Annotated in this window: 24 protein-coding genes and 1 pseudogene; 15 read left to right on the plus strand and 10 right to left on the minus strand. The window is 72.7% G+C overall.

The features are described 5' to 3' along the window. The first annotated feature begins 97 nt into the window (after window positions 1-97). Window positions 98-544 (plus strand): DUF7144 family membrane protein, encoded by a 447-nt coding sequence (locus ACZ3ZE_RS22915; protein ID WP_361172636.1) that lies wholly within the window; start codon window positions 98-100, stop codon window positions 542-544. A 90-nt stretch (window positions 545-634) separates the two neighbouring features. Here ACZ3ZE_RS22915 and ACZ3ZE_RS22920 read toward each other — a convergent pair whose 3' ends face one another. Both ACZ3ZE_RS22920 and ACZ3ZE_RS22925 read right to left on the minus strand, forming a co-directional pair. Further along, window positions 635-1273, minus strand: a complete 639-nt coding sequence (locus ACZ3ZE_RS22920) for a response regulator transcription factor (RefSeq protein ID WP_361631051.1) — start codon at window positions 1271-1273, stop codon at window positions 635-637. An 8-nt stretch (window positions 1274-1281) separates the two neighbouring features. After that, entirely contained in the window at window positions 1282-2520 is a 1239-nt protein-coding gene (locus ACZ3ZE_RS22925) for a sensor histidine kinase (protein ID WP_361172639.1), read from the minus strand. A gap of 174 nt (window positions 2521-2694) precedes the next feature. Between ACZ3ZE_RS22925 and ACZ3ZE_RS22930 the strand changes: the two genes are divergently transcribed. The 3 genes from ACZ3ZE_RS22930 to ACZ3ZE_RS22940 all read left to right on the plus strand — a co-directional run bounded on the left by ACZ3ZE_RS22930 (window position 2695) and on the right by ACZ3ZE_RS22940 (window position 4787). Then, window positions 2695-3303, plus strand: a complete 609-nt coding sequence (locus ACZ3ZE_RS22930) for a hypothetical protein (RefSeq protein WP_467260437.1) — start codon at window positions 2695-2697, stop codon at window positions 3301-3303. 84 nt (window positions 3304-3387) lie between these two features. Beyond that, window positions 3388-3972 carry an RNA 2',3'-cyclic phosphodiesterase gene (gene thpR, locus ACZ3ZE_RS22935; protein WP_361172645.1) on the plus strand — a complete coding sequence of 195 codons (585 nt, stop codon included), beginning with the start codon at window positions 3388-3390 and terminating at the stop codon, window positions 3970-3972. A 65-nt stretch (window positions 3973-4037) separates the two neighbouring features. Next, entirely contained in the window at window positions 4038-4787 is a 750-nt protein-coding gene (locus ACZ3ZE_RS22940; protein ID WP_442304714.1) for a class I SAM-dependent methyltransferase, read from the plus strand. Between the two features lie 12 nt (window positions 4788-4799). Here the strand turns inward: ACZ3ZE_RS22940 and ACZ3ZE_RS22945 are convergent, their stop codons facing one another. Next, the gene (locus ACZ3ZE_RS22945) at window positions 4800-5825 is read right to left on the minus strand and encodes a GNAT family N-acetyltransferase (RefSeq protein ID WP_467260439.1); all 1026 of its coding nucleotides are present in this window, start codon (window positions 5823-5825) and stop codon (window positions 4800-4802) included. Here ACZ3ZE_RS22945 and ACZ3ZE_RS22950 point away from each other — a divergent pair. The 3 genes from ACZ3ZE_RS22950 to ACZ3ZE_RS22960 all read left to right on the plus strand — a co-directional run bounded on the left by ACZ3ZE_RS22950 (window position 5803) and on the right by ACZ3ZE_RS22960 (window position 8638). Beyond that, window positions 5803-6171: a hypothetical protein gene (locus ACZ3ZE_RS22950; protein WP_361172651.1), complete on the plus strand. Its 369-nt coding sequence runs from the start codon at window positions 5803-5805 to the stop codon at window positions 6169-6171. The genes ACZ3ZE_RS22945 and ACZ3ZE_RS22950 overlap by 23 nt on opposite strands. A gap of 253 nt (window positions 6172-6424) precedes the next feature. Then, window positions 6425-7585, plus strand: coding sequence for a pentapeptide repeat-containing protein (locus tag ACZ3ZE_RS22955; protein ID WP_467260721.1), 1161 nt, complete (start codon window positions 6425-6427; stop codon window positions 7583-7585). A gap of 231 nt (window positions 7586-7816) precedes the next feature. Further along, entirely contained in the window at window positions 7817-8638 is an 822-nt protein-coding gene (locus tag ACZ3ZE_RS22960; protein ID WP_363290650.1) for a crotonase/enoyl-CoA hydratase family protein, read from the plus strand. Between the two features lie 27 nt (window positions 8639-8665). On the opposite strand, the gene ACZ3ZE_RS22965 is transcribed toward ACZ3ZE_RS22960, so the two are convergent. After that, window positions 8666-9211 (minus strand): GNAT family N-acetyltransferase, encoded by a 546-nt coding sequence (locus ACZ3ZE_RS22965; RefSeq protein ID WP_361627975.1) that lies wholly within the window; start codon window positions 9209-9211, stop codon window positions 8666-8668. A gap of 164 nt (window positions 9212-9375) precedes the next feature. Between ACZ3ZE_RS22965 and ACZ3ZE_RS22970 the strand changes: the two genes are divergently transcribed. The 3 genes from ACZ3ZE_RS22970 to ACZ3ZE_RS22980 all read left to right on the plus strand — a co-directional run bounded on the left by ACZ3ZE_RS22970 (window position 9376) and on the right by ACZ3ZE_RS22980 (window position 11569). Next, entirely contained in the window at window positions 9376-9930 is a 555-nt protein-coding gene (locus ACZ3ZE_RS22970) for an NUDIX domain-containing protein (protein WP_363290649.1), read from the plus strand. Between the two features lie 122 nt (window positions 9931-10052). Beyond that, the gene (locus ACZ3ZE_RS22975) at window positions 10053-10856 is read left to right on the plus strand and encodes a pentapeptide repeat-containing protein (RefSeq protein ID WP_467260442.1); all 804 of its coding nucleotides are present in this window, start codon (window positions 10053-10055) and stop codon (window positions 10854-10856) included. A gap of 176 nt (window positions 10857-11032) precedes the next feature. Further along, window positions 11033-11569, plus strand: coding sequence for a hypothetical protein (locus tag ACZ3ZE_RS22980; RefSeq protein WP_361172664.1), 537 nt, complete (start codon window positions 11033-11035; stop codon window positions 11567-11569). Between the two features lie 51 nt (window positions 11570-11620). On the opposite strand, the gene ACZ3ZE_RS22985 is transcribed toward ACZ3ZE_RS22980, so the two are convergent. Further along, on the minus strand, window positions 11621-12289 hold the full coding sequence (locus ACZ3ZE_RS22985) for a GbsR/MarR family transcriptional regulator (protein WP_361172667.1): 669 nt from the start codon (window positions 12287-12289) through the stop codon (window positions 11621-11623). A gap of 197 nt (window positions 12290-12486) precedes the next feature. Between ACZ3ZE_RS22985 and ACZ3ZE_RS22990 the strand changes: the two genes are divergently transcribed. Beyond that, complete coding sequence (locus tag ACZ3ZE_RS22990) at window positions 12487-13677, plus strand: cytochrome P450 (RefSeq protein ID WP_467260445.1); 1191 nt, start codon at window positions 12487-12489, stop codon at window positions 13675-13677. A 316-nt stretch (window positions 13678-13993) separates the two neighbouring features. Continuing rightward, the gene (locus ACZ3ZE_RS22995) at window positions 13994-14617 is read left to right on the plus strand and encodes a HutD/Ves family protein (protein WP_467260448.1); all 624 of its coding nucleotides are present in this window, start codon (window positions 13994-13996) and stop codon (window positions 14615-14617) included. A 6-nt stretch (window positions 14618-14623) separates the two neighbouring features. Here the strand turns inward: ACZ3ZE_RS22995 and ACZ3ZE_RS23000 are convergent, their stop codons facing one another. Together ACZ3ZE_RS23000 and ACZ3ZE_RS23005 are read right to left on the minus strand one after the other, a co-directional pair. Beyond that, complete coding sequence (locus ACZ3ZE_RS23000) at window positions 14624-16075, minus strand: purine-cytosine permease family protein (RefSeq protein ID WP_361627960.1); 1452 nt, start codon at window positions 16073-16075, stop codon at window positions 14624-14626. A gap of 123 nt (window positions 16076-16198) precedes the next feature. Next, entirely contained in the window at window positions 16199-16603 is a 405-nt protein-coding gene (locus ACZ3ZE_RS23005; RefSeq protein WP_361172679.1) for an ArsR/SmtB family transcription factor, read from the minus strand. A 67-nt stretch (window positions 16604-16670) separates the two neighbouring features. Here ACZ3ZE_RS23005 and ACZ3ZE_RS23010 point away from each other — a divergent pair. Continuing rightward, window positions 16671-18443: pseudogene (locus ACZ3ZE_RS23010) on the plus strand (heavy metal translocating P-type ATPase); the annotation flags it as partial. Between the two features lie 104 nt (window positions 18444-18547). Here ACZ3ZE_RS23010 and ACZ3ZE_RS23015 read toward each other — a convergent pair. Both ACZ3ZE_RS23015 and ACZ3ZE_RS23020 read right to left on the minus strand, forming a co-directional pair. Then, window positions 18548-19150 (minus strand): HAAS signaling domain-containing protein, encoded by a 603-nt coding sequence (locus ACZ3ZE_RS23015; RefSeq protein ID WP_467260451.1) that lies wholly within the window; start codon window positions 19148-19150, stop codon window positions 18548-18550. Beyond that, window positions 19147-19521, minus strand: coding sequence for a PadR family transcriptional regulator (locus ACZ3ZE_RS23020; protein WP_361172685.1), 375 nt, complete (start codon window positions 19519-19521; stop codon window positions 19147-19149). The genes ACZ3ZE_RS23015 and ACZ3ZE_RS23020 overlap by 4 nt, the downstream gene beginning before the upstream one ends. Before the next feature lie 371 nt (window positions 19522-19892). Between ACZ3ZE_RS23020 and ACZ3ZE_RS23025 the strand changes: the two genes are divergently transcribed. Together ACZ3ZE_RS23025 and ACZ3ZE_RS23030 are read left to right on the plus strand one after the other, a co-directional pair. Continuing rightward, window positions 19893-20996: an AraC family transcriptional regulator ligand-binding domain-containing protein gene (locus ACZ3ZE_RS23025; protein WP_361172688.1), complete on the plus strand. Its 1104-nt coding sequence runs from the start codon at window positions 19893-19895 to the stop codon at window positions 20994-20996. 114 nt (window positions 20997-21110) lie between these two features. Beyond that, complete coding sequence (locus ACZ3ZE_RS23030) at window positions 21111-22643, plus strand: alpha/beta hydrolase (protein WP_467260454.1); 1533 nt, start codon at window positions 21111-21113, stop codon at window positions 22641-22643. A 69-nt stretch (window positions 22644-22712) separates the two neighbouring features. Here the strand turns inward: ACZ3ZE_RS23030 and ACZ3ZE_RS23035 are convergent, their stop codons facing one another. Then, window positions 22713-23189 carry a MarR family winged helix-turn-helix transcriptional regulator gene (locus tag ACZ3ZE_RS23035; protein ID WP_363290644.1) on the minus strand — a complete coding sequence of 159 codons (477 nt, stop codon included), beginning with the start codon at window positions 23187-23189 and terminating at the stop codon, window positions 22713-22715. Between the last annotated feature and the right edge of the window lie 124 nt (window positions 23190-23313).

Here is a 23313-nt window from a genome sequence, read left to right on the forward strand (position 1 = left end):
GGTTGCGCGGCGGCGTCCCGAGGAGGCTCGAAGCAGCGCGTACCGCTCGTCCTCCGGGGGAGCGCACGGGGCAGGAGCAGCAGAAGGGAACACGGGCATGAGTCAGCAGACAGCGCGGCCGTCAGGGACACCCCGGGGCGGACGGGACACCGGCGGCTGGGTGGCCGGCGGGGTGACGTTCGCGGCGGTGCTGATGCTGTGCAGCGGCATCCTCGGGGTGCTGGAGGGCATCTCCGCCGTGGCCGAGAACGACGTGTACACCCGCATCGGCTCGTACGTGTACGAGCTGAGCCTCACGAGCTGGGGCTGGATCCACATCGTCCTCGGCGCGCTCGTCGCCGCCACCGGCGCCGGCCTCCTGAAGGGCGCGACCTGGGCACGCTTCACCGGCCTGCTCCTCGTCTCGCTGAGCCTGCTCGCCCAGTTCCTGTTCCTGCCGTACGCGCCGTTCTGGTCGATCCTCGTGATGGCGATCGACGTGTTCGTGATCTGGGCCCTGGCGAGCAGCCTCGACGACCCGGGCAGCGGCACCGCGCCACGCTGAGCCCCGAACCCGGCAGACGTCGGCCGCCCGGGAGCGCGTCCCCGGGCGGCCGACGCGTGCGCTTCTTCGCGGCAGACGGGCGGAGCGCTGTCAGCCCGCCACGCCCAGGAAGCGCAGGACGGCCAGTACGCGGCGGTGGTCGGCGTCCACGCGGGGGAGGTCCAGTTTCGCGAGGATGCTGTTGATGTGCTTGGCGACGGCGCTCTCGCTGACGACGAGCTGGGCGGCGATGCCCGCGTTCGAGCGGCCCTCGGCCATCAGGGCGAGGACGTCGCGTTCGCGGGCCGTCAGGCGTTCCAGCGGGTCGCTCGGCCTGCGGACCAGCAGCTGCGCCACGACCTGCGGGTCGAGCGCGGTGCCGCCGTCGGCGACCCGGCGCAGCGCGTCCACGAACTCCTCCACGTCCGCGACCCGTTGCTTCAGGAGATAGCCGACCCCGCTCGTGTTGGTCGCGAGCAGTTCGGCCGCGTAGCGCTCCTCCACGTACTGGGAGAGCATCAGGACGGCGGTCTCCGGCCGTTCCCGCCGGATGGACAGGGCGGCCCGCACCCCCTCGTCCGTGAACCCGGGCGGCATCCGGACGTCCACGACCGCGAGCTCGGGCCGGTGTTCCTCGACGGCGGCCAGCAGCCCCTGCGCGTCCCCGGCCTCGGCCGCCACCTCGAAGCCCGCCATCTCCACCACCTTGACCAGTCCGATCCGCAGCAGCACGGAATCCTCGGCGATCACGGCACGCCTCACGTCGGGCACGGCAACTCCACGCTCATCATGGTCGGTCCCCCTACGGGACTGCTCATCCGGAATGTCCCGTCCACGGACCGCACGCGCTGGGCGAGCCCCCGCAGACCGCTTCCCCTGGACGGATCGGCCCCGCCCACACCGTCGTCGGCGATCACCACGCGCAGTATCCCGCCCAGCCGCGTGACGGTCACGTCCGCCCTGGTCGCCTCGCGCGCGTGCTTGGCGACGTTGGTCAGCGCCTCGGAGACCACGAAGTAGGCGACCGCCTCGACGGGGGAGGCGGATCGTTCGGGAGGAGGCGTCCCCTGGCGGGGAGGCAGGTCGACGCGCAGCCGTACCGGCAGCGGCGAGCGGGCCGCGAGTCCGGACAGGGCCGCGTCGAGCCCCAGTTCGTCGAGGACCGCCGGATGCAGCCCGCGCACCAGGTTGCTGAGCTCCTCGATCGCGTCCTTCGCCTCCTGGTGGGCCGCCTCGATCACGGCCCGCGCCTCGGGCGGCAGGTCCTTCAGCGTCGCCTTCGCGATCCCCAGGTTGAGCGCGAGCGACACCAGCCGCTGCTGGGCGCCGTCGTGCAGGTCCCGCTCGATCCGGCGCCGTTCCGCGTCCGCCGCGTCGACGGCCCCCGCCCGGCTCTCGGTGAGGTCGGCGACCCGCCGCGCCAGGTCCTCGCTCCCGTCGGGGCCCAGCAGCCGGGGCCCGAGGTGCGTCTCCATCCGTACGAGCGCCGGGGAGAGGGCGGGCACGAGAGCGAGCGCGCCGAGCCCGGCCAGCGTGATGTAGAACGCCTGGACGCTGTACCCGCGGTGCTCGATCCGCCACTCGAAAGGCACCGCCCAGATCCACACGTACACCGTGGCCGCGGCCAGCCCGGCCACCAGCAGCGCGATCAGCAGCGCTTCGAGCGCGCCGAGGAGCAGGCCCGTGAAGCAGTGGTAGCCGGCCTGCCGCAGCGGCCGCCGCCGTCCCGGGCGCGGGATGTCGATGCCGAGCAGCCGCCGGAACCGCCAGATCTGGGCCACCGTCAGCGCCGGCACGGCGAGGACCGCGAGCACGACGGCGACCCCCAGGACCACCGGCGCCTGGGCGTCGCCGCCGTTGATCACCTCCCACAGAAGACCGGAGGCGAGGAACAGCAGGAACCCCATGAGGAGATGGAGCGGTATCCCCAGGGTGAGGAAGGACGTGTCTCGGGCCACGCGGGTGAGCGCGCGCCGCGTCCGGGGCGGGACCTTCATGATCCAACCGTACGGGGCGCCCTCCGCCGGCCGGTATGCAGCTGGTGTCCGGACCGGGGGTATAGCCAGTGCCACCCCAAGTCGGACACCGGTGTTACTGACCGGAGCGGGGCCGCGGAGGAGTGTTGATCACGAGCCCGGACACCGGGTCCGCAACCCCGAAAGGCACCCGCCATGGCCCTGATCGCCGCCCACCCCTTGACCGCCTCTGCGGGCCGCCGCACCGGCGGGTGGACCGCCGACCGTACGGCCGACCGCGCGGGCGGTGGCGTCGCGGTCCGGACCGGCGGGGCTCGGAACGACCCGAAGCCGGTCGGCCGCTCCCGGCGCCGCCAGGGCCGCGTCCTGCTCGGCGCGGGCCTGGTCCTGCTGCCCTGGCTCGGCTACCTCGCCGGCACCCTGCCGCCGGTCGAGGCGGCGGCCTGGGTCACGCTCGACGCCCTGGAGGCCGCGGCCCTCCTGACGGCCGGGAGTCGCCTCCTCACCGGCGACGCCCGCCACCGCGCCCCTGCGGCGGCGGCCGCCACCCTCCTCGTCGCCGACGCCTGCATCGACCTCGCGACCGCCGCCCCCGGACCCGAGCTGATCACGGCGATCGCCATGGCAGCCCTCGCGGAACTTCCGCTGGCCGCCCTCTGCGCGGCGCTGGCCGCGGGCGGACGAGGAGCGGGGGAGAGGAGCCCCCGGGAGCGCCGGGAGCGCCGGGAGCGCCGGGAGTGCCGGGACGCGCGGGGTGCCGATCAGGCGCCCGCGGCCACGTCCGTCAGCCAGGCGTCCCAATAACAGGTGGAGCAGCCGGGCGGCTCCCGCGCTTCCCGACGAGGCCCGGGGTGACTGGGGCGGGTCCGGCAAGGTACGAAGGCTCCTGTGAAAGAAGAGACCCCTGAGGCGACCGTCCGCGTGTTCATCGCGCTCGCCCCGCCCGACGACGCGAAGGACGAGCTGGAGCGGGAGCTGCTGCCCGCCTACGCGGCGTACCCCCGGATGCGGTGGAACCGCATCGAGGACTGGCACATCACCCTCGCCTTCCTCGGCGAGCTCCCCGTCTCCGCCGTGCCGCCCCTGCGGCGCCCCCTCGCGGAACTCGCCGCCTCCCGAGGGCCGTTGAGGCTCGCGCTGCACGGCGGCGGTCACTTCGACGAGCGGGTCCTGTGGAGCGGCATCGACGGCGACCTCGACGGGCTGCACCGTCTCGCGGCGGACGTCCGGGCCTTGGTGAACGACTGCGGCATCCCCTACGAGGGCCGCCCCCTGCGCCCCCACCTGACCCTCGCCCGGGCCCGCCGCGACGACCTGTCGAGCGTGGTCGAGACGGCCGCCGCCCTCGCCGGATTCCGGGGCCGCACCTGGCACACCGAACGCCTCCACCTCGTCGGCAGCAACGTCGGCCGCGGCCCCGGACCCATCCGCTACCGGGACATCGAGGCCTGGGAGCTGGGCGGCGGAGACTGACGCCCGGACCTGATCCGCCGGGCACGGGCCCGCCCCGAGGATCATGTGACTACTAGGCTGCGGCCATGGACCGAGCAGCCGACATGTCCGACCACTCCGTCAACGACTACGACCGCTTCGCGGAGGCGTACGCCGCGGAGAACGAGCACAGCCTCGTGAACGCGTACTACGAGCGGCCCGCGATGACGGCCCTGGCCGGAGACGTGGCCGGCCGTCGGATCCTTGACGCCGGGTGCGGCTCGGGCCCGCTGACCGCCGCCCTGCGCGACCGTGGCGCGGCCGTCACCGGTGTCGACGCCAGCGCCGGGATGCTGGCGCTGGCCAGGCGGCGGCTCGGAGCGGACGCGGCGCTGCACGTGGCCGATCTGCGCGACCCGCTGCCGTTCGCGGACGGCGCGTTCGACGACGTCGTCGCGTCGCTGGTGCTGCACTACCTGGAGGACTGGGGTCCGACGCTCGCCGAGTTCCGGCGCGTGCTCCGGCCCGGCGGCCGGCTGATCGCGTCGGTGGACCATCCGTTCGTCGCCTACACGATCCGGGAACCCCGGCCCGACTACTTCGCCACCACCAGCTACACCTTCGACTGGCTGCTCGGCGGGCAGCCCGCCCCCATGAGGTTCTGGCGCAAGCCGCTGCACGCGATGACGGACGCCTTCACGGCCGCCGGTTTCCGCGTGACCGGCATCAGCGAGCCGCAGCCCGACCCGGCCGCCCGCGACCTGTTCCCCGACGCCTTCCAGGCCCTCGCCGCCGGCCCCTGCTTCCTGTTCTTCGTCGTGGAAGCGCTCCAGCCGACCGGGGGCTCGGACGGCTGAGGTGGCACCCGGTCAGAACCAGTGCAGGCAGTGCGGCGGGCGCTCGGCGCGGAAGAGGGCGTCGGCGAGGGCGGCCGCCGCCGGGTGGTGGGCCCGGATGTGTCCGGTGCGGACGAGGTTGCTCGGGCGGTGCAGCCAGTCGGTCTCGCCGCTCAGCGTGCCCGCGCGGAAGTCCGCGAGCTGCCAGCGCAGCGGGTGCTCGGGCGGGAGGTGCTTGAACACGACCTGGGCGACCAGGTCATGGCCCAGCAGGAAGCGGGCCAGGGCCGTGAAGGCGGCGTCGTCGGTGGCGATGGTCTCGTCCACCGTCAGGGTGTCGGGCTCGCCGATCGAATAGCTCGCGTACCCGTCCGGGACACCGTCGGCGTCCCGGTGGACGGCGACGTAACGCGGCGCCCGGGAGACCGGCAGCTGCCCCGCGCCCATGGCCCACCAGCGGGGCGGCCGGGACAACGCGCCGGGCTGCGCACGGCGGTAGCGGTCGTAGACCCCTTCGAGGATCTCCCCGCACTCGGCACGGCGCAGGACCTCGACCGAGCCGGCGCGTGCTCCCTCCGCCGGGGCGCCGTCCGCCGCGCTCGCCCGCAGCGGGGCGAAGGCCGCCTGGTGGCGCCGCACCGTCAGGCGCCGCGTGTACGTCGCCGGTCCGTAGCCGAACCGGCCGTGGATCGCGGCCTCCGAGGCCAGCAGCACGGAGAGGAACTCTCCGCCCGCCCGCAGCTCGGTGAGCTGATGCCGCATCATCGCGCTGAGCACACCCTGGCGCCGGTGCGAGGGAACGACGCCGACGGCGGTCACCCCGGCGGCGGGCGCGAGAGATCCGCCGGGCAGGGTGAGTTCGAAGGCGTACGTACCGGCGGTGCCGACGGGCCGCCCGTCCGCCGCCCGGGCGAGCAGACACCGTTCCCGCTCCAACGCCGCCCACCAGACGCCGCCATCGTCCTCGGCCGGGGTTTCAGGGAAGCGCCCGAACGCGGCGTGGAGCGTGTCGACGAAGACGGCGTGGTCCTGGTCGGTGGTGGAACGGACACTCGGCATCCTGAACGCCCTGCACGCCTCCGCCGCCGGCGACCCCACCCGCCTCGACGCGCTGGTCGCCGAGTTCTCCGCTCCGTCCGACGAGCCCCCGGCTGACTCCAGCTCCGGGCTGCACGCCGCCAGGCTCTGCGCGGACTCCCGCTGGCCCTGGGGCGACGCCTCCGCCCCGCCCGACGGACGGCGGAAGGCGCTGGACCGGGCCGTCCGGCGCATCGACCCGGCGACGGTGTGGCCGTTCGAACGCCGCACGGCGGGCGAGCAGGGCATCCCGCAGACCTGCCTGCCCTGGCCCGCCTCCCGCGCCGACCGCCCGTCCCCCGGCCGCACCCTGACCATGCTGCGGTAGGCGGTCCGCACCGCTGACCTGGCCGGGGAACTCGTTGGCCAGGCCCCGGTACGTCGACCTCGGCCTTGACCCTGGGGTGCCGGTGGAACTGCTCGGCGATGCCCTCGGTGCCGCACGGCGGTTGGGTCGTGGACCGGCCGCACGGGCCAGGAAAGCCTCACAACTCAGGCAACCCGTAAGGCCGTTCTCATGTCACGGGCCACTGGCACCCACTCTTGTTCGTCTTCTGAGCGGAGCCTAGGCTCCCATGCCCATGGAGATGGGGGAACCAGACCGCGGGCGGCGGCCGTGGCGCACCGGGCTGGTCAGACGTCGTATAGCCGCAGGACTGCTGGCCGGGGCGGGGCTGGTCGTTCTGGGCTCGGTGTTCGTCGTACTGCCGGGGGTGGTGGTCGACCACGATCTCGCCGGGGCGAGCGTCTCCGCGCAGGATCGGCTCACCGCGGTGAACGCTGTCCGTACGACCCTTCTGCAGGTGGTCGGCGGCCTGGTCGTGCTCTTCGGCGCGTACGCCACCTGGCGGCAACTGCGGGTGAGCCAGGACGGTTTGCGCGCCACCCAGGAGGGCTACGTCACCGACCGATTCAGCCGGGCCGTCGACCAGCTGGGCAGCGACAAGCCGGATGTGCGCATCGGCGGGTTGCACGCGCTGTGGCGGATCGCTGAGCACTCCGCCCGCGACCGGGAGGCCATCATCTCCATCCAGGCCGCGTATCTGCGTACACACCTGCCCTGGCCACCCGCCGGGCCCGAATCACCGGCGGCAGACGTGCCCATCAACGACATCGCACCCCTGGAGACCCGCGCCGCCGACGCCCAGGTGGCGCTGACCGCGCTCGGCGTGCTGTGCCAGCACCGGGAGCAGCCCTGGGTCAATCTCAGCATCACCGACTTGCGCCGGGCCGACTGCGACGGACTGTGGTTCCCCGAGGTCAACTTCGACCGCGCTTCCATGGAGGCGGCGGGCCTGTACCACGCCAATCTGACCCAGGCGTCCCTGGTCTCGGTCAACCTGCGGCACGCCGACCTCACGACTGCGATTCTCCGCCGGACTCGCTGCGTTCTGGCCGACCTACGGGCCGCGAAGCTGGTCGAAACCGACTTGCGTGACGCCGACTTCACCGACGCCGACCTGCGCGAGGCAAACCTGCGTAAGGCCGACGCCCACGGCGCGGTCTTCCACCGCGCCGACCTCCGCATGGCCGACTTGCGCGGCACCGACCTGAGCACCGCCCACCTTGTTGAAGCACGCCTGACCGGCGCCCTGGCCAGTGAGCGCACCCGCTGGCCCGCCGACTTCGACCACACGGCCGCCGGAGTCGTCGACACCGATGACCCCGGACCCGAGCCCTCGCCCCTACTCCAGCCACCCGGGATCACGCGGCAGGCACCGCCGCTGAGGTCCACTCCCTGACCAGGACGCGCCGGTCAAGACTGCGGCGACCGTGATCCGCCCGACCGGCGTCACTCCTCCTCAGCGGCGTCCTGATCGCGCAGAGCTCCAGGCCGCCAGGCAGATCCGGAAGCTGATGTCGCTCTCAAGGTCGTTAGCCGTCCGGGCTGTCGGTGCGGTCGAGTGTGGTGTGGGGACAGGGTTTCGCCCAGGGGAGTGGCCGACGCCGGGGCGTCGCGCGAGAATGCCGCCATGACCGACACCCCGGCGCCGCCCGCAGACCCGAACCCCGCCGGCCCCGCCGACGCCGCCGTCCGTACCGAACGGAACGGCCCGGTGACGACCATCGTGCTGTCACGGCCCGCCGCCCGCAACGCCGTAGACGGACCGACAGCACGTCAACTCGCCGACGCCTTCCGCGCGTTCGAAGAAGACGACGACACCTCGGTGGCCGTGCTGTGGGGTGAGGGAGGAACGTTCTGCGCGGGCGCCGACCTCAAGGCCATCGGTACGGAGCGGGGCAACCGGGTGACGCCCGACGGCGACGGCCCGATGGGCCCGACCCGGATGGAGCTGTCCAAGCCCGTCATCGCGGCCGTCGCCGGCCACGCCGTGGCGGGCGGCCTCGAACTCGCCCTGTGGTGCGACCTCCGCGTCGTCGAGGAGGACGCGGTCCTCGGCGTCTTCTGCCGCCGATGGGGGGTCCCGCTGATCGACGGGGGCACGGTCCGGCTGCCCCGGCTGATCGGCGAGAGCCGCGCCATGGACCTGATCCTGACCGGCCGCCCGGTCCCCGCCTCCGAGGCGTACGAGATCGGGCTCGCCAACCGTCTCGTGCCCCCGGGCCACGCGCGCGGCGCAGCGGAGGAACTCGCCCGGGAGATCGCCGGGTTCCCCCAACTGTGCCTGCGCCACGACCGGCTGTCCGTACGGGATCAGCACGGGCTGCCCGAGGCCGAGGCGCTGGCGGCGGAGCTGCGCCACGGCATGGTGCCGCTGTCCGCCGGCGAGACCCTCTCGGGCGCCGCGCGCTTCACCTCCGGGGCGGGACGGCACGGGTCCTTCGGCGACTGAACGGCCGGGCCGAAGGACCGGACCGGCCTACGCCGTCGCGCCGCCCGGCTTCCACTCGTGGGCGAGGAGTCCGAGCAGCACCTCGTCCAGGATCTCGCCGATCACATAGGCCGAGGAACGCAGCACGCCCTCGCGGACGAAGCCGTTGCGCTCGGCGGCGCGGAGCATCGCGGTGTTGTCCGCCAACGTCTCGATCTGCAGTCGCCGCAGGCCGCGCACGGCGAAGCCGTAGTGGCAGAGCGTCGCGACGACATCGGTCCCGTACCCCTTGCCGCGGAAGGACGGCCGCAGGCCGATACCGATGTGCGCGAGCCGGTTGTGGGTGTCGATGCTCCACAGCTCCGCGCTGCCGACGAGCGTGCCGCCGTCCAGCTCCACCACCGAGAACGGGACCTCCCGCTCGTTCGTGTCGTCCACCACGAACCGCGGATTCTTCGACCCGGGCGCGATCGGCCGCCACGGGCGGCTGTCGGCCCGCGAGGAGTTGACCACGTCGTCGTGGAGCTCGGCCCGCAGGATCGGGAGGTCCTCGTCATGTCGGGCCCGCAGCCCGATTCTGTCGCCTCGCAGCATGCCGGATTCCTATCCGACCGCGCCGGACGGCGGCAATCGAATATCGTGCGTGCGGCGTGCGGCGTGCGGGGCCGACCGCAGGCGGTCGACGCCAGGGTGCAGTCGACTTCCAGCCAGAGCGTTCCCATGTACTCCGCTGGAGAGGGGACCCGGATACTCCCCCCATGGCGAACACCGAGGCACAGCCCCAGCCCCAGCCCCAACCCCAGCCCTTCAGCAAGCTGAAGATCCGCGTCGCAGCCCTGGTCTACTGCGGCGACGACGTCGCGCTGCTCCGCCGTGACCGCCCCGACTCCGTGCACTACACGCCCATCGGCGGCAACGTCGAACCCGGCGAGGACCTCCGGGCGGCCCTGGCCCGTGAGCTGTACGAGGAACTGGGCCTGGACGTGGCCCAGGCCGACGGCGGCGAACTGGTCTGGATGGTCGACCAGCGCGTCAGCCGCCCCGGCCCCACCCCGCCCCCGCGCAAGCTGCACCTGATCCACCGGCTCCGCGTCACCCCGGACGTCCGTTCCACGCTCGCCACCGAGGAGTACGACGAACAGCCGGATGGCAGCCACGAGACCGGCCACATCGAGTGGATCGACCACCGCGAGACCCACGACCTGCCGATCTTCCCCCCTCTGGGCCCCCACCTGGCACGCCTCGGCCCCCACACTCCCGTCACCGACGCCGCCCTCCCCGCCGTCACCGACGCCAACTACCGATGGGTATAGGTCCGACCCGGCGAAGCCCCGGCTTGCACAGGCGTCGAGTCGGCCTACCCGGCGCTGCGCCGCACCCGCGTATGGGTTGAAATGCATACGTGGGCACCTCATCCACCGTCAGGACCGCAGCCATGCGCCGGATGGAACGCGCCGCGCACCGGCGGGCGGCGGCGCGGCGACGCCGTAGGCGCCTGCGCCTGTCCGACGGGCACGCCGGGGGCGGGCGGGCGGAGCGGCAGCGGATCTGGCCCGGGCTGCTGGTGGCCGCCCTCCCCGGGCTCGCCGCCGTGGCCGTGGTGCTGGCGGCCTACGTCCGGGCCCACGCCCGCCTGCCCGTCTCCGGCGGCGGGTCCCGGGGCGCGAACGCCGATGTCCCCGAGCCCTTGTCCGTGGACCTCCAGGCAGCCGTGACCGTACTGGCCAACCGGCCCGTCGACAGCAGCGACACCACACGGCTGCAACTGCGATACGTCAGGCTGCGGGGCCTGGCGGATATGGGCGACCTGGACCGTGCCCGGGAGGACCTCCACGAGGTTCACTTCGACGGCGCCACCCTGCGGAGCCCCGTATACCGGGCCAATCTTCTGCGGGTCGATCTCACGGGGGCCGATCTGCGGGGAGCGAATCTCGCCGCGGCCAGGCTGTTCGGCGTGGACCTGCACGCGGTGCGGCTCGGCGACGTGAAGGCCCCGGACGCGTTCCTCAGCGACGCCGATCTGCGGGGTGTGGACCTCCGCGGCGCGAACCTGCACAGGGCCTACCTCGACCGGGCGGACCTACGAGGCGCCGATCTGCGCGGTGCCGACCTGTCGGAGGCGGACCTGAGCGGTGCCCGTCTCGCAGGGGCCAGGAGAGAGGGCGCCAACATGACCGGGGCGAAGCTCACCGGCGTCGACCTGGATCCCGAGGACCGGGTGCCCCCGCGCGGACGCTGACCGCTCGCTCGGCTCGGCAAGGGGGGCCGGAGGGAAGGACTCCTGACCGTTGTCGAGGGCCTGGTCCCCGTCCCCTTACGGGTGGTCTTCCGGGAATCCCCGGCCCCACGCCCCGCTCGCCGTTCTACGGTGCGGGCAACGCCGCGCTGCCGTCCGCGGTCACGGAGGAGGATCCTGTGTCATCGCCCTGCGACCCGAAGAACGCTCCCGCCGGTGATGTGGGCGGCGCGCTCATGGTGATCGACTCCCGCCTCAAGTCCGTCTACGAGGACAGAGCCGAACCCGATCCCGAACAGCAGCGGCTGATCCGGCAGTTCACCGCGTCGCTGGGCCCGAGCGAGGTCCACGACCTGCTGGACGGCACCTGCACGGTCATCTTCATGTTCATGAAGTGGCTGCGGCAGGCCCACGAGGAGCACGACAAGGACGTCATCGAGTACGTGGTGCCCGGCGTCGTGTCCGCGATGCGCTCGATGCCGAGGAGCGTCCGCCCGGAGGCGATCCCCACCATGGCCGGCCTGGTCATCGCGGCCGGCACCGGACTGAGCCCCAGCCTCTGGCGCAAGCAGTACGGGGAGTGGACCAGCGAGGAGATGAACCCGCTGGAGGCCACCGCGTTCCTCCTCGCGGAGCACATCAACCGCATCACCGACGACCGGGAGTTCGCCATCCGCCTGATCGCCGACGCACTGTCCCGCGTGGACCAGGGCTGACGGGTCCCCGAGGGAGGCGCCCCAAGCCGTCCCCGCCCTCAGGCCGGGTCGTCACGACAGCAGCGTGCGCCAGTGGTCGGCCGACTTCATCGTGTCCTGGACGACCTGTCGGAGGAAGGTTCCCCCTCGGGCGAGCCGCTGGGCGGCGGGGCTGTCGTGGCCGAGGGTGTCTGCCGCCGTGATCGCGGCCTGGGCCACTTCGAGGGTCTGGCGTGAGCTGATCAGGATCGAGTGGTACCAGGCGTCGTCGTCGATCACGTACACGTCGCGCCGGCGCTGTGGGTCGCGCTCGCGGCGCGCGTATCCGTTCTGGACCAGGAAGTTGACGGCGACGGAGACGGATGCGGGGCTGAGCCGCAGTCTGCGGGTGAGTTCGGCCGCCGTGCGTCTGCCGTCCTCCGACATCAGCAGGTCGATGTGGACGCGGGCCGTCGTCCTCGGCATACCCGACCTGACGGCCAGTTCGACGATCTCCTCGTCGAGGGTGTCGGCCGCGGGGCGGTCCGCCGCGTCGGGGCGCGGGGGTGGCGGTGTGCTGCGGCGCGCCCGTTGCGCCGTCACCTCGTGGGCGTGCTGCGGCCGGTAGCCGCCGGGGCCGCCGTTGCGGGTGACCTCGCGGCTGATCGTCGACGTCGGCCGGCCGAGTCGCCTGGCGATCTCGGCGTACGAGAGTCCGCCGGTCAGTCCGGCCGCGATCCGGTGGCGTTCCTGCTGGGTCAACCGTCCTCCTGGCATACGCGCAGTATTGCCTTCGCTGCTCCTCATTGCAACGATGCGTTGCATTCGAGCGCAGCGTCATTGCATCAATTTGGCATCTCTCACCTGCGATAACGTATTCAATTGATTGACCGGAGTATGAACGCAACGTAGCGTTCGAGATGTGTCAAACGCTTGATGTCGCGAGATGAGGAATGGTCATGAGCGAGTCCCTCCACACCGTCCCGGCCCTGCCGACGGAGCGTCCGGCCGGCTGTCCCTTCGACCCGCCCTCGGAGCTGACCGAGGCCCGCCGGCACGGGCCCATCAGCCGTTTCACCCACCCCGGCGGCAAGCCCGGCTGGATGATCACCGGCCACGAGCTGGTCCGGTCGGTCCTGGCCGACCCGCGCTTCAGCTCGCGCAAAGACCTCCTGAACGTCGTCGACTTCGAGATCCCTCCCGCGCCGCCCGGCGAGTTCCTGCTCACGGACGACCCCGAGCACAGCCGCTACCGCAAGCCGCTGGTCGGCAAGTTCACCGCGCGACGGATGCGGCTGCTCACCGAGCGCGTCGAGCAGATCACCAGCGACTGCCTGGACGCCATGGAGCGCGGCGGCCCGTCGGCCGATCTGGTCACCGCCTTCGCCAAGCCCATCCCCACCATGGTCATATGCGAGCTGCTGGGCGTGCCGTACGAGGACCGCGCCTCCTTCCAGGAGCAGATCGACACGTTCATGAACGGCGAGACCAGCGACGAGGAGCTCATCGCCGCGTACACCGCGACCCAGGAGTACCTGGCGGAACTCGTCGTCGCCAAGCGCGCCGCCCCCACCGACGACGTGCTCAGCGAGCTCACCGACAGCGACCTCAGCGACGAGGAGCTGAAGGGCATCAGCCTCATCCTGCTCGCCGCGGGCTTCGACACCACGGCCAACATGCTCTCCCTCGGCACCTTCGCGCTCCTCCAGAACCCGGCCCAACTGGCCGAACTCCGCGCCGACCCCTCGCTCGTCGACGGCGCGGTGGAGGAGCTGCTGCGGTACCTGAGCGTGGCCAAGTCCTTCATGAGGACGGCGCTCGAAGACGTCGAGCTGGGCGGCCAGACCATCGAGGCCGGGACCACGGTCGTCCTCTCGTACCACACCGCCAACCGCGACCCCGAGCGCTACACCGACCCCCACGTCCTCGACCTGGGCCGGGACGCCGGCGGACACCTGGCGTTCGGCCACGGCGTCCACCTGTGCCTGGGCGCGCAGTTGGCCCGTGTCGAGATGCGCGTCGCGTTCTCCGCACTCCTCCAGCGCTTCCCCACGCTGCGCCTCGCCGTACCGGCCGAGGAGGTCGCCCTGCGGCCGGAGACGGCGGACATCTACGGGGTGAAGAGCCTCCCGGTCACCTGGGACGCGTGACCCCCGGGCCGCGGGCCGCGGGCCCCGGGCCCCCGGGCCCCCGGGCCCCCGGACCCCATTGCTCCCCCGGAACCCCTAACTTCCAGCGCCCCGGCACGAGTCCACGTACGGCACGTCGGGCAGCAGCCCCCGCCACTCCGCCCGCGACAACCCCGCCCCGCCGACCCGGCGGCAGACCGCCTCCGCCGTACGGTCCGGGGCCGGGCGTGGCACGTCGCCGGCGGAACCACCGGGTGCGACGGGCGCCCTGGAGCGCCCCGCCTAGACTTCGTCGGTGATCCGCCCCGTACCGCCAGCAGGCCAGGAGCCACCCGAAATGGACCCCACGGACCGCACCGCTCACACCGCCGACTCCTTCTTCGATGTCGAGAAACTGACCGCCGGCCGATGGCGCAACGGGGGCGGTGCGACGAGGGAGATCGTCGTGCGGCCTTCGGGCGCCGAGGAGTTCGGGTGGCGGGCGAGCGTCGCCGACATCGACGCGGACGGGCCCTTCTCGGCGTTCCCGGGTGTCGACCGGACGCTGACGCTGCTGGCGGGCGACGGGGTGCGTCTGGTCTGTCCGGGGGAGTTCGACCGGCTGCTGACGCGGGCGGGGGAGCCGTTCGCGTTCTCGGGTGACCTCGCGCTGGACGCCGAGCTGCCCGGTGGGCCGTGCCGGGTGCTCAACCTCATGGTGCGGAGGGGGCGTTGGGCGGCCCGGGTGGAGCGGGTCACCGGTCCGGTCGTGCCGGGCCCGGGGCACGCGGGCCTGCTGTACGTCCTGGGGGGACGCTGGCGGACGGGGGACGCCGGCGGGCAGGTGCTGACGCCCGGCCAGGGCCAGTGGTGGGACGGGGCGGACGAGGGCGGCCGGCCGCGCGAAGCGACCGCAGCGCTGCCGGAGCCGCTCTCGCCCGACGCCGTCGCCCTGTGGGCGGATGTCGCCCCGGCGGGCTGACCGGGTTCAGCCGACCCGCGCCGCCCCCGCCCGGTCGCCGCTCCCGGCCACGGCCGGGTGGATCGTCCGGGCGGGCGGGTTGGCGGTACGGCGTGCCCAGGCCCCGTACAGGGCCGCGGTGACCGCGAGTCCGACGATCCAGGAGATGTCGGCGCCGCCCAGCTTCTCGGTGAGGGCGCCGGTGTACAGCTTGGTGGCGAGGAACGGGATCTGTGCGGCGATACCGACGGCGTAGCAGGTCAGCGCGGTGAGGTTCCAGCGCCCGTAGCGGCCTGCGGGGTCGTACAGGGCGGGGATGTCGACGCGTTCGCGGGAGATCAGGTAGTAGTCGACCAGGTTGATCGCGCTCCACGGGGTGAAGACCATCAGGATCAGGAGCACGAAGTTCTTGAAGTGGGTGAGGAAGTCGGCGCTCGCGGCGAGCGCGATCACCACCGACAGGGCGGTGAAGCCGATGATGTACGCGGCACGGGCGGCGGCGGAGACGCGGGAGCGGCCGTCGAAGGCGGTGACCGTGGTCAGGATCGACATGAAACCGCCGTACGCGTTGAGGCAGTTGACGGTGAGCTTGCCGACGACGACCACGAGGTAGATGAGGAGCGCGAGCACCGCCGGACCCGCGAGGCGGCCGAGGAAGCCCACCTGGTCGGGCAGGAACGCGTCGCCCGCGACGGCGGCGGTGAGCGCGCCGAGGGTCATGGCCCACTGGGAGCCGATGACGGATCCGGCGAAGGTGGACCAGAAGGTGGCGCGGGTGCTGGTGTCGCGCGGCAGATAGCGCGAGTAGTCGGCGACGTACGGGCCGAAGGTCAGCTGCCAGCCGGCGCCCAGGCCCACGGCGAGCAGGAACGTCGCCGGGTCGAAGCCCTTGATGCCGAGGTGCGCGCCGACGTCGTACTGCGTGAACAGCCGCACCAGCAGGTAGCCGAGGCCGAGCACGCCGACGACGGTGGCGATGCGCCCGGCGAGGTGGATGAACCGGTAGCCGGCGACGGCGACCACGGCGGTCAGCGCGCCGAAGAGGAGGATGCCGACATCCGTGTTCTCGATGTGCAGCAACTCGGACACCGCCTGGCCGGCGAGCACACTGCCGGTCGCGGCGAACCCGAGGTACATCAGGATCACCAGCAGCAACGGCAGCACGGCGCCGTAGACACCGAACTGCGCCCGGCTGGACACCATCTGCGGCACCCCGAGCCGCGGCCCCTGCGCGGAGTGCAGCGCCATGACGATGCCGCCGAGCACGTTGCCGATCAGCAGCGCGGGTATCGCCCACAGCGCGTCGGCCCCGAAGACGACCGACAGGGCGCCGTCGACGATCGCGGTGATCTGCATGTTGGCGCCGAACCACAACGTGAACTGACTGCGCGGCGTGCCGTGCCGCTCGGCGTCCGGGATGACCTCGATGGTCCGCCGCTCCATCGCGATTCGTTCCCCGGAGGCATGCTCGACCGGCATGGTGATGTCCCCTTCCCGCAGCGATCCCGACGCATCGCGAAGCGGCGCCAGGGTTGACTCAGGTGGTGCTGCGCCGAATCTGGCATAGGGGTGAACAGACATCAAGACTCTGAATGGAATCCTTCACCGACGGTCGGTGGTCGCGGTCGCCGTCGCTGTCTCAAGTCGCCCGGCCGGGACGTCGCGGAAGCCGAGGCGGAGGTGTTCGACGTGGTAGAGGGCCTGATCGAGGAGTTCGGCGACGTGGTTGTCGTAGAGCGCGTAGATGATCGACCGGCCGCGCCGCTCGCCGGTGACCAGGCCGAGGTTGCGGAGCAGGCGGAGCTGGTGGGAGCAGGCGGAGGCCTCCATGCCGACGGCGTCGGCGAGGTCGCCGACGGAGCAGGGGCCTTCCTGGAGGCGGGCCAGGATGTGCAGCCGCGAGGGCGTGGCCAGGGCCTGGAGGGTGGCGGCGACGTCGGATGCGCCGACGGCGTCGAGCCGTTCGCGGGTGGTGGCGTTGCTGCGGCTGTCTGTTCCGTGGCCCATGCCCCCATCATACGGATGACATATGAAGACCTATTCATGTGTTCCTGTATGGTGAAACCCTTGCTCCGGCTGGGAGCCGGGATGGGAAGGCCTGAAGGCCCTCAAGGACAAGACCCTGGACGTGGATCTGCTCATGGGCGTCGCGGCGCTCGGCGCCGCCGCGATCGGTCAGGTCCTCGACGGCGCCCTGCTGATCGTCATCTTCGCCACCTCCGGCGCCCTGGAAGCCGTCGCCACCGCCCGCACCGCCGACTCCGTACGCGGCCTGCTCGACCTCGCGCCGGCCACCGCGACCCGCCTTCTGCCCGACGGTACGGAGGAGACGGTCGACGCCCGGACCGTCGCCGTCGGGGACACCGTCCTCGTGCGCCCCGGAGACCGGGTGGGCGCCGACGGACGGGTGACCCGCGGCACGAGCGACGTCGACCAGGCCACCATCACCGGCGAATCGCTGCCCGTGGCCAAACGGGTGGGCGACGAGGTGTTCGCCGGCACCGTGAACGGCACGGGCGCCCTGCGCGTACGGGTGGAGCGCGACCCGGCGGACTCGGTGATCGCCCGCATCGTGAAAATGGTCGAGGAAGCCTCCGAGACCAAGGCCCCCACACAACTGTTCATCGAGAAGGTCGAACAGCGGTACTCGATCGGCATGGTCCTCGCGACGCTCGCCGTCTTCGCGATCCCGCTCGCGTGCGGTGACGACCTCCGCTCGGTGCTGCTGCGGGCCATGACCTTCATGATCGTCGCCTCGCCGTGCGCGGTGGTGCTCTCCACCATGCCCCCGCTGCTCTCCGCGATCGCCAACGCCGGCCGCCGCGGCGTGCTGGCCAAGTCGGCCGTCGTCATGGAACGCCTCGGCGAGATCGACACCGTCGCACTGGACAAGACCGGCACCCTGACGGAAGGCACCCCACGGGTCACCGACATCCGTCCCCTGCCCGGCACCGCCCTCGACGAAGCCGCCCTCCTCGCCCTGGCCGCGTCCGCCGAGCACCCCAGCGAACACCCCCTGGCCCGCGCCGTCGTCGACGCCGCCCGCGAACGCGGCCTGCCCCTGTCTGAGGCCGCGGACTTCTCCTCGGTCCCCGGCGAAGGCGTCACGGCCACCGTGGCCGGTCACACGGTCCGGGTCGGGTCGCCCTCCCGGCTCATGACCGGCGCCGGCGCCGTACAGGCCGAGCACCCCCACCAGGAGGTGGTGGCCGAGCTGGAAGACTCCGGGCGGACCGCCGTCGCCGTCGTACGGGACGGTGTCGTCGTCGGCGTGCTGGGGATCGCCGACCGGCTACGGCCCGACGCCCGAGCCACCGTCGCCGCGCTCACCGAGCTGACCGGTCGCACCCCCGTCCTCCTCTCCGGCGACAACGAACGCGCCGCACGGCACCTGGCCGCCGAAGTGCGCATCACCGACGTACGTGCGGGGCTCCTGCCCCAGGACAAGGCCGCGGCCGTCAAGGAGTGGGAGACCGAAGGCCGCCGGGCGCTCGTCGTCGGCGACGGCGTCAACGACGCCCCCGCGCTGGCCGCCGCCCACTGCGGCATCGCGATGGGCAGGGCGGGCTCCGACCTCGCGCTGCCGCCCGCCGACGCCATCGTCGTCCGCGACGAACTCGCCACCATCCCCGCCGTCGTCCGGCTCTCCCGCACCGCGCGCCGCCTGGTGATCCAGAACCTGGCCATCGCCGGGACCTGCCTCATCGTCCTCGTCGCCTGGGACCTCCTCGGGACGCTCCCGCTGCCCCTCGGCGTCGCCGGACACGAAGGCTCCACGGTCATCGTCGGCCTCAACGGCCTGCGCCTGCTGCGCGAGGCCGCCTGGCCCGCACGTGCTTTGCCGTAGCAGCCGGCCGTGGCTACCGCACGTACCAGGGCGCCACCCGCGGCGAGCCCACCGCCCGAGGCGGTGGATCCGCGCCCCGGCACCCGCCGAGTCGAGGGCCGACGTCAGGCGCGACGGACCCTCCAGAGCCAGGCCGCCGTGCCGGCCATCACGGCGAGCATCCCGAGGTTGGCGAGAAGGGTCGGGGTGCCGGCCGCGGGGCCGCCGTCGGACAGGTTCGAGGTGGCGATGACGACGCTCGGCAGGACGGCGGTGAGCAGTGCGCCGGTGGTCTTCTGGACGCCGGTCCAGTGCACGGAGGTGCACAGCAGCACGGCGCCGACGATACGGAACAGGACGCCGAACAGCGGGCCGGGCAGGTCGGGGAAGACCATGACGAAGGGCAGGGAGAGGGTGAGCATCAGGAGCGGCACCAGGGGGTGCACCTTGCCGCGCCGAGCGGACGGCGCTTCCGCACCACTGCCCGCCGGGACCCCGGCGGCGGCCCTGCCGCCCGCCTCGGACAGTGCCGTCGCCGCGATCGTACGGGGGTCCCCGAGCGCCGCCAGGACCGTACCGATCGCGGCGTCGGGGCGCTCGGCGCGCGTCACCTCGATGTGCTCGGCGAGGTCGGCCAGGAGTTCCTGGCGCCGGTCGGCGGGGAGCGTGGAGGCCTCGCGCTCGACGGCGGCGAGGTAGTCGCGTACGGGGTCGGCAGAGGTCTTCATGCGGAGTCTCCGGTGGGGTCGTGCGGGGTGGCGAGGAAGGCGTCGACGGCGTCGCGGAAGCCGGGCCAGACGCGGGTGAACTCGTCGAGCGCGGCGCGGCCGCTGTCGGTGAGCGCGTAGTAGCGGCGGGGCGGCCCGGACTCGGACTCCTGCCAGGTGGTGCTGACCAGGTCGTCGCGGCGGAGCCGGGAGAGCAGCGGATAGACCGTGCCCTGACCGGTGGCGAGGGCGCCGGACTCCTCCAGGGCACGCAGGAGTTCGACGCCGTAGCGGGGGCGGTCCCGCATCAGGGCGAGGACGCAGTACTCCAGGACACCCTTGCGCAGCTGGGCGGCTGCCCGGGCCTGCTTGGTCGAATCACCTGGTTCCATGCAATGCAAGATACCTGGTGGGGCAAGGGGATGGGAGAGGGGGGGTGTGGATGTCCCGCCAGGTCCTGGTCGCGGTGTCCCGGAACCGTACCGGCCTCGACGAGGCGTCCCACGCCACCGTGCCGTCCGCGTTCGCCCGCCTGACCGCCAACCGGTTCGATCCTCGCTCCGCCCCGTCGAGAAGCGCCTCGCGCGGTAGCCTCCCGGGTGACCAGGAAGATCACCGGACGCTCCGCGGGAGAGCAAGGGATGACGCCTTTGAGGTGCACGCGACACAGCCGAGGGTCGAACGGGCCCGCGGGGGGAGACGGCGCGCCGGCGTGCGGCGCCCAAGCGCCGAGCCCGCGCCGTGCGAACGGGCGGCGGGCCGCATGAACGACCTGGTGGCGCCCGCCGGCACCTGCCTCCCCGCGCCTCTCCCGGCATCGCACACCCACCCCGGCACGAAGCCCGCGTTCTTCACCCGGCTGATGCTGCACAGCGCCTCGCTCCTGGGCATCCGGGAGAGCGCGGGCGCCGATCTCCTGGGTCTGGCGCCGGAGCACCTGACCGGTGACCGGTACCGCACACCGTCCGCCACGAACGGGCGCATCTGGGAGCTGATGACGACCAAGGCCCCCTGGGCTGACGTCGCCGCGGTCATGACGCGGGAGTCGTCGCTCGGACAACTGGGGCCATGGGACTACCTCATCACCTCGGCGGCGACACCCCTCGAAGGAATCCAGGACGCCGCCCACTACCTGGCCGCCGCCGGTGACGTCCGGAGCCACACCCTGCTCGTCGACGACGACGGAGAGGAGGTCACCATCAGCCACGTGAACGACGCGGACCTGACCTACGAAGCCGCCAACGCCGTCCGGGCGTACATACTCGGCGTGGTCTGGCGACGCCTGAGCGAGGCGCGCCAGTCGCCGATCGCCCCGGTCCGCGTCGCCCTGGCCGCAGAGGCCCCGCAGCGCCACGACAGACTCGCCGAACTCTTCGGCACCCGCGCCGTCGACTTCGAGCAGCAGGTCAGCTCGCTCACGTTCCGAACCGTCGACCTGAGGGTGCCGAGCCCGTACGCCCAGCCGGGACTCACGGCCGTCCTCCGCCACAACACCGAACTCAGCCTCGCCCACGCCATCCCGCTGCACAACTGGCTGGATCTCTTCCGTACCGTCCTCAAAAGCGCCGTCGAGGGCGACGGTCACGACATCACCCTCGTCGCGACGGCGAGACGGATGACACTCAGCAGCCGCACCCTCCAACGCCGCCTCGAAGAACACGACACGACCTGGCGGACCGAACTCGAGACCGCCCGGTGCGCACACATCACCCGTCTGCTCGCCACCACCGACCAGACCACCGGCTCCCTGGCCACCCGCATCGGCTACGCCGACTCCCGGACCCTGCGCCGCGCCGTCACCCGCTGGACCGGCCACACCCCCAGCGAACTCCGCCGGAACCTCTCAGCCGGCACCACCGGGACGTAGGCGGCTGCCACGGCGGCGGCACGCTCCCCGGCGCGGAACGTGGAGCTACCCCCACCACCGCCCCGGGGGCCGGCACCCGTGTGCCAACCCGGGTGCGCGCCTAGCTTCGTTGACATGAAACGACCTCATATCTCCCTGCTGGGCGCCGGGTTAGCCCTCAGCTTCGCCATCGCGGGTGTCACCACGGCCGCGGCGGAGGCCCGGTCCGTGCCTCCGGCGCCTCAACTCCGCTGGGGCAGTTGTGTCCTGGGGCCCGATGACCGCGAAGGTCAGGACCTCGCGGCTGCCGGGGCCGAGTGCGCGGGTGTCACCGTGCCACTCGACTACCAGCGGCCTCAGGGGCGTACGCTCACCGTCGCGATCTCCCGGATCAAGGCCACGGACCGCGCCCACCGGATCGGGGCGCTGCTGCTCAACGACGGGGGACCCGGCGGGCCGACGATCGGCGCGCCGCCGCGTGTGCGCGACGCCCTGAAGGACGTCGCCAAGCGGTACGACATCATCGGCATGGACCCGCGGTTCGTCGGCCGGAGCAATCCGCTGGACTGCGTGTGGCCCGTGAGCAGCGGCATCACGGCTGCGGGGAACAGCCGGTCCAGCTTCGACCGGCAGGTGGCGTTGAACAAGGACCTGGCAGCCAAGTGCCGGGCGAACGCCGGTGACGTCCTCCCGTACGCGAGCACCCGGAACACCGCGCGGGACATGGACGTGATCCGGGCCGCGCTGGGGGAGCGGAAGCTGAACTACCTGGGCGTCTCCTACGGCACGTACCTCGGCACGGTCTACGGGCAGCTGTTCCCCGGCCGCGCCGGCCGGATGGTGCTCGACGGTGCGCTCGACCCGCGCGCGTACGGGCCGACGATGCTGCCGTCGCTGATCGGGCCGAGCGAGCACGCGCTGAGCGACTGGGCGGACTGGACGGCGGCCCGCGACGGCACGTACGGGCTCGGCGGGACCGGCGCGCTGGTGCTGGCCGCCGTCCGGGACGTCGCCGAGGCGGCCGGGCAGGCGCCGCTGACGCTCGGGGAGGGCGCGGACACCTTCCGGCTCGACGACACCCAGGTGCCGTTCCTGCTGTTCGGGCCCCTCATGGACGACGGCGACGAGAACCGCGGGTTCCTCGCCGACGCGGTGAGGTTCCTCAGGACCGCGGCCGAGGGGCGGCCGACCGGGCCACTGCCGGCGGAACTCGCCGGGCTGCTGCGGCAGTCCTTCACCGACGAGTACTCGGCTTCGGCGAGCGCCCAGATGGCCATCCTCTGCGCGGACGGTTCCGCGCCCCGCGACCCCGAGGTGTACTGGCGGGCCATCGAGGCGAGCCGCGCCGCGCACCCCGTCTTCGGACCCGCGCTGAGCAACCTCAACCCCTGCGCGTTCTGGGAGCGCCCGCGCGAGCGCCGCACCGAGGTCCGCCACGACGTCCCCGCCCTGATCGTCTCGGCGACGGGCGACCCCCGCACCCCGCACCCGGGCGCCGTCGCCCTGCACGGGATGCTGCCCAGCTCGCGCCTGGTGACGCTCGAGGGCGTCAACAGCCATGGCCTGTACGGTTTCTACGGCAACGCGTGCGTGGACGAGACCGTGAACGCGTACCTGGGCACCGGCCGACTGCCGCGGGCGGACGTCACCTGCGCCAAGCAGCGTTGACCGAACGGCCGGACCCGCGCTCCCGGACCTTGCCGCCGAGCAGGTGAGAGTGCCCGCCGGTCCCCGCCGTCAGCGGACGGGGACCGGCGTGGCCACGGCTTCGACGGCCTCCACGGCCGCGACCAGCGAGCTGAGCTCCGGGTTCAGCGCCGCTTCGTCGAGCGCCTCCCGAAGGGCCGCGTCGTTGGTCGGGCGGGCCTCGTCGAGGAGCGCGAGGCCGGACTCGGTGACGTCGGTGTAGATGCCGCGGCGGTCGGTGGGGCAGAGATACCGGGACAGCAGGCCGCGGTCCTCCAGGCGGGAGACCAGGCGGGTGGTGGCGCTCTGGCTGAGCACGACCGCGTCGGCGACCTGCTTCATCTGGAGATGCCCGCCCACGCCGTCGTGCTGGCGGCTGAGCACGTCGAGGAGCGCGTACTCGCGCACGCTCAGGTCGTGCCCGCTCTGGAGGGCGCGCTCGATACGCGTCTCGATCTTGCCGTGCAGGAGGGAGAGCGCGCCCCATCCGCTGGCGAGGGCGGTGAGGGCCGGGTCGGTGGCGGTCATGCTCCGTATCTCCTTCCAGGGGGACGGGGCCAAGGATACGCGCGAATGAAATTACCGGCCAGGGCTCATAGGGGGCTGTTGCAAGTATTCCGGTGGCCGAAATCCCCGGCCGCATCGCACGAGG

It is taken from the genome of Streptomyces sp. NPDC023157 (assembly GCF_055560575.1).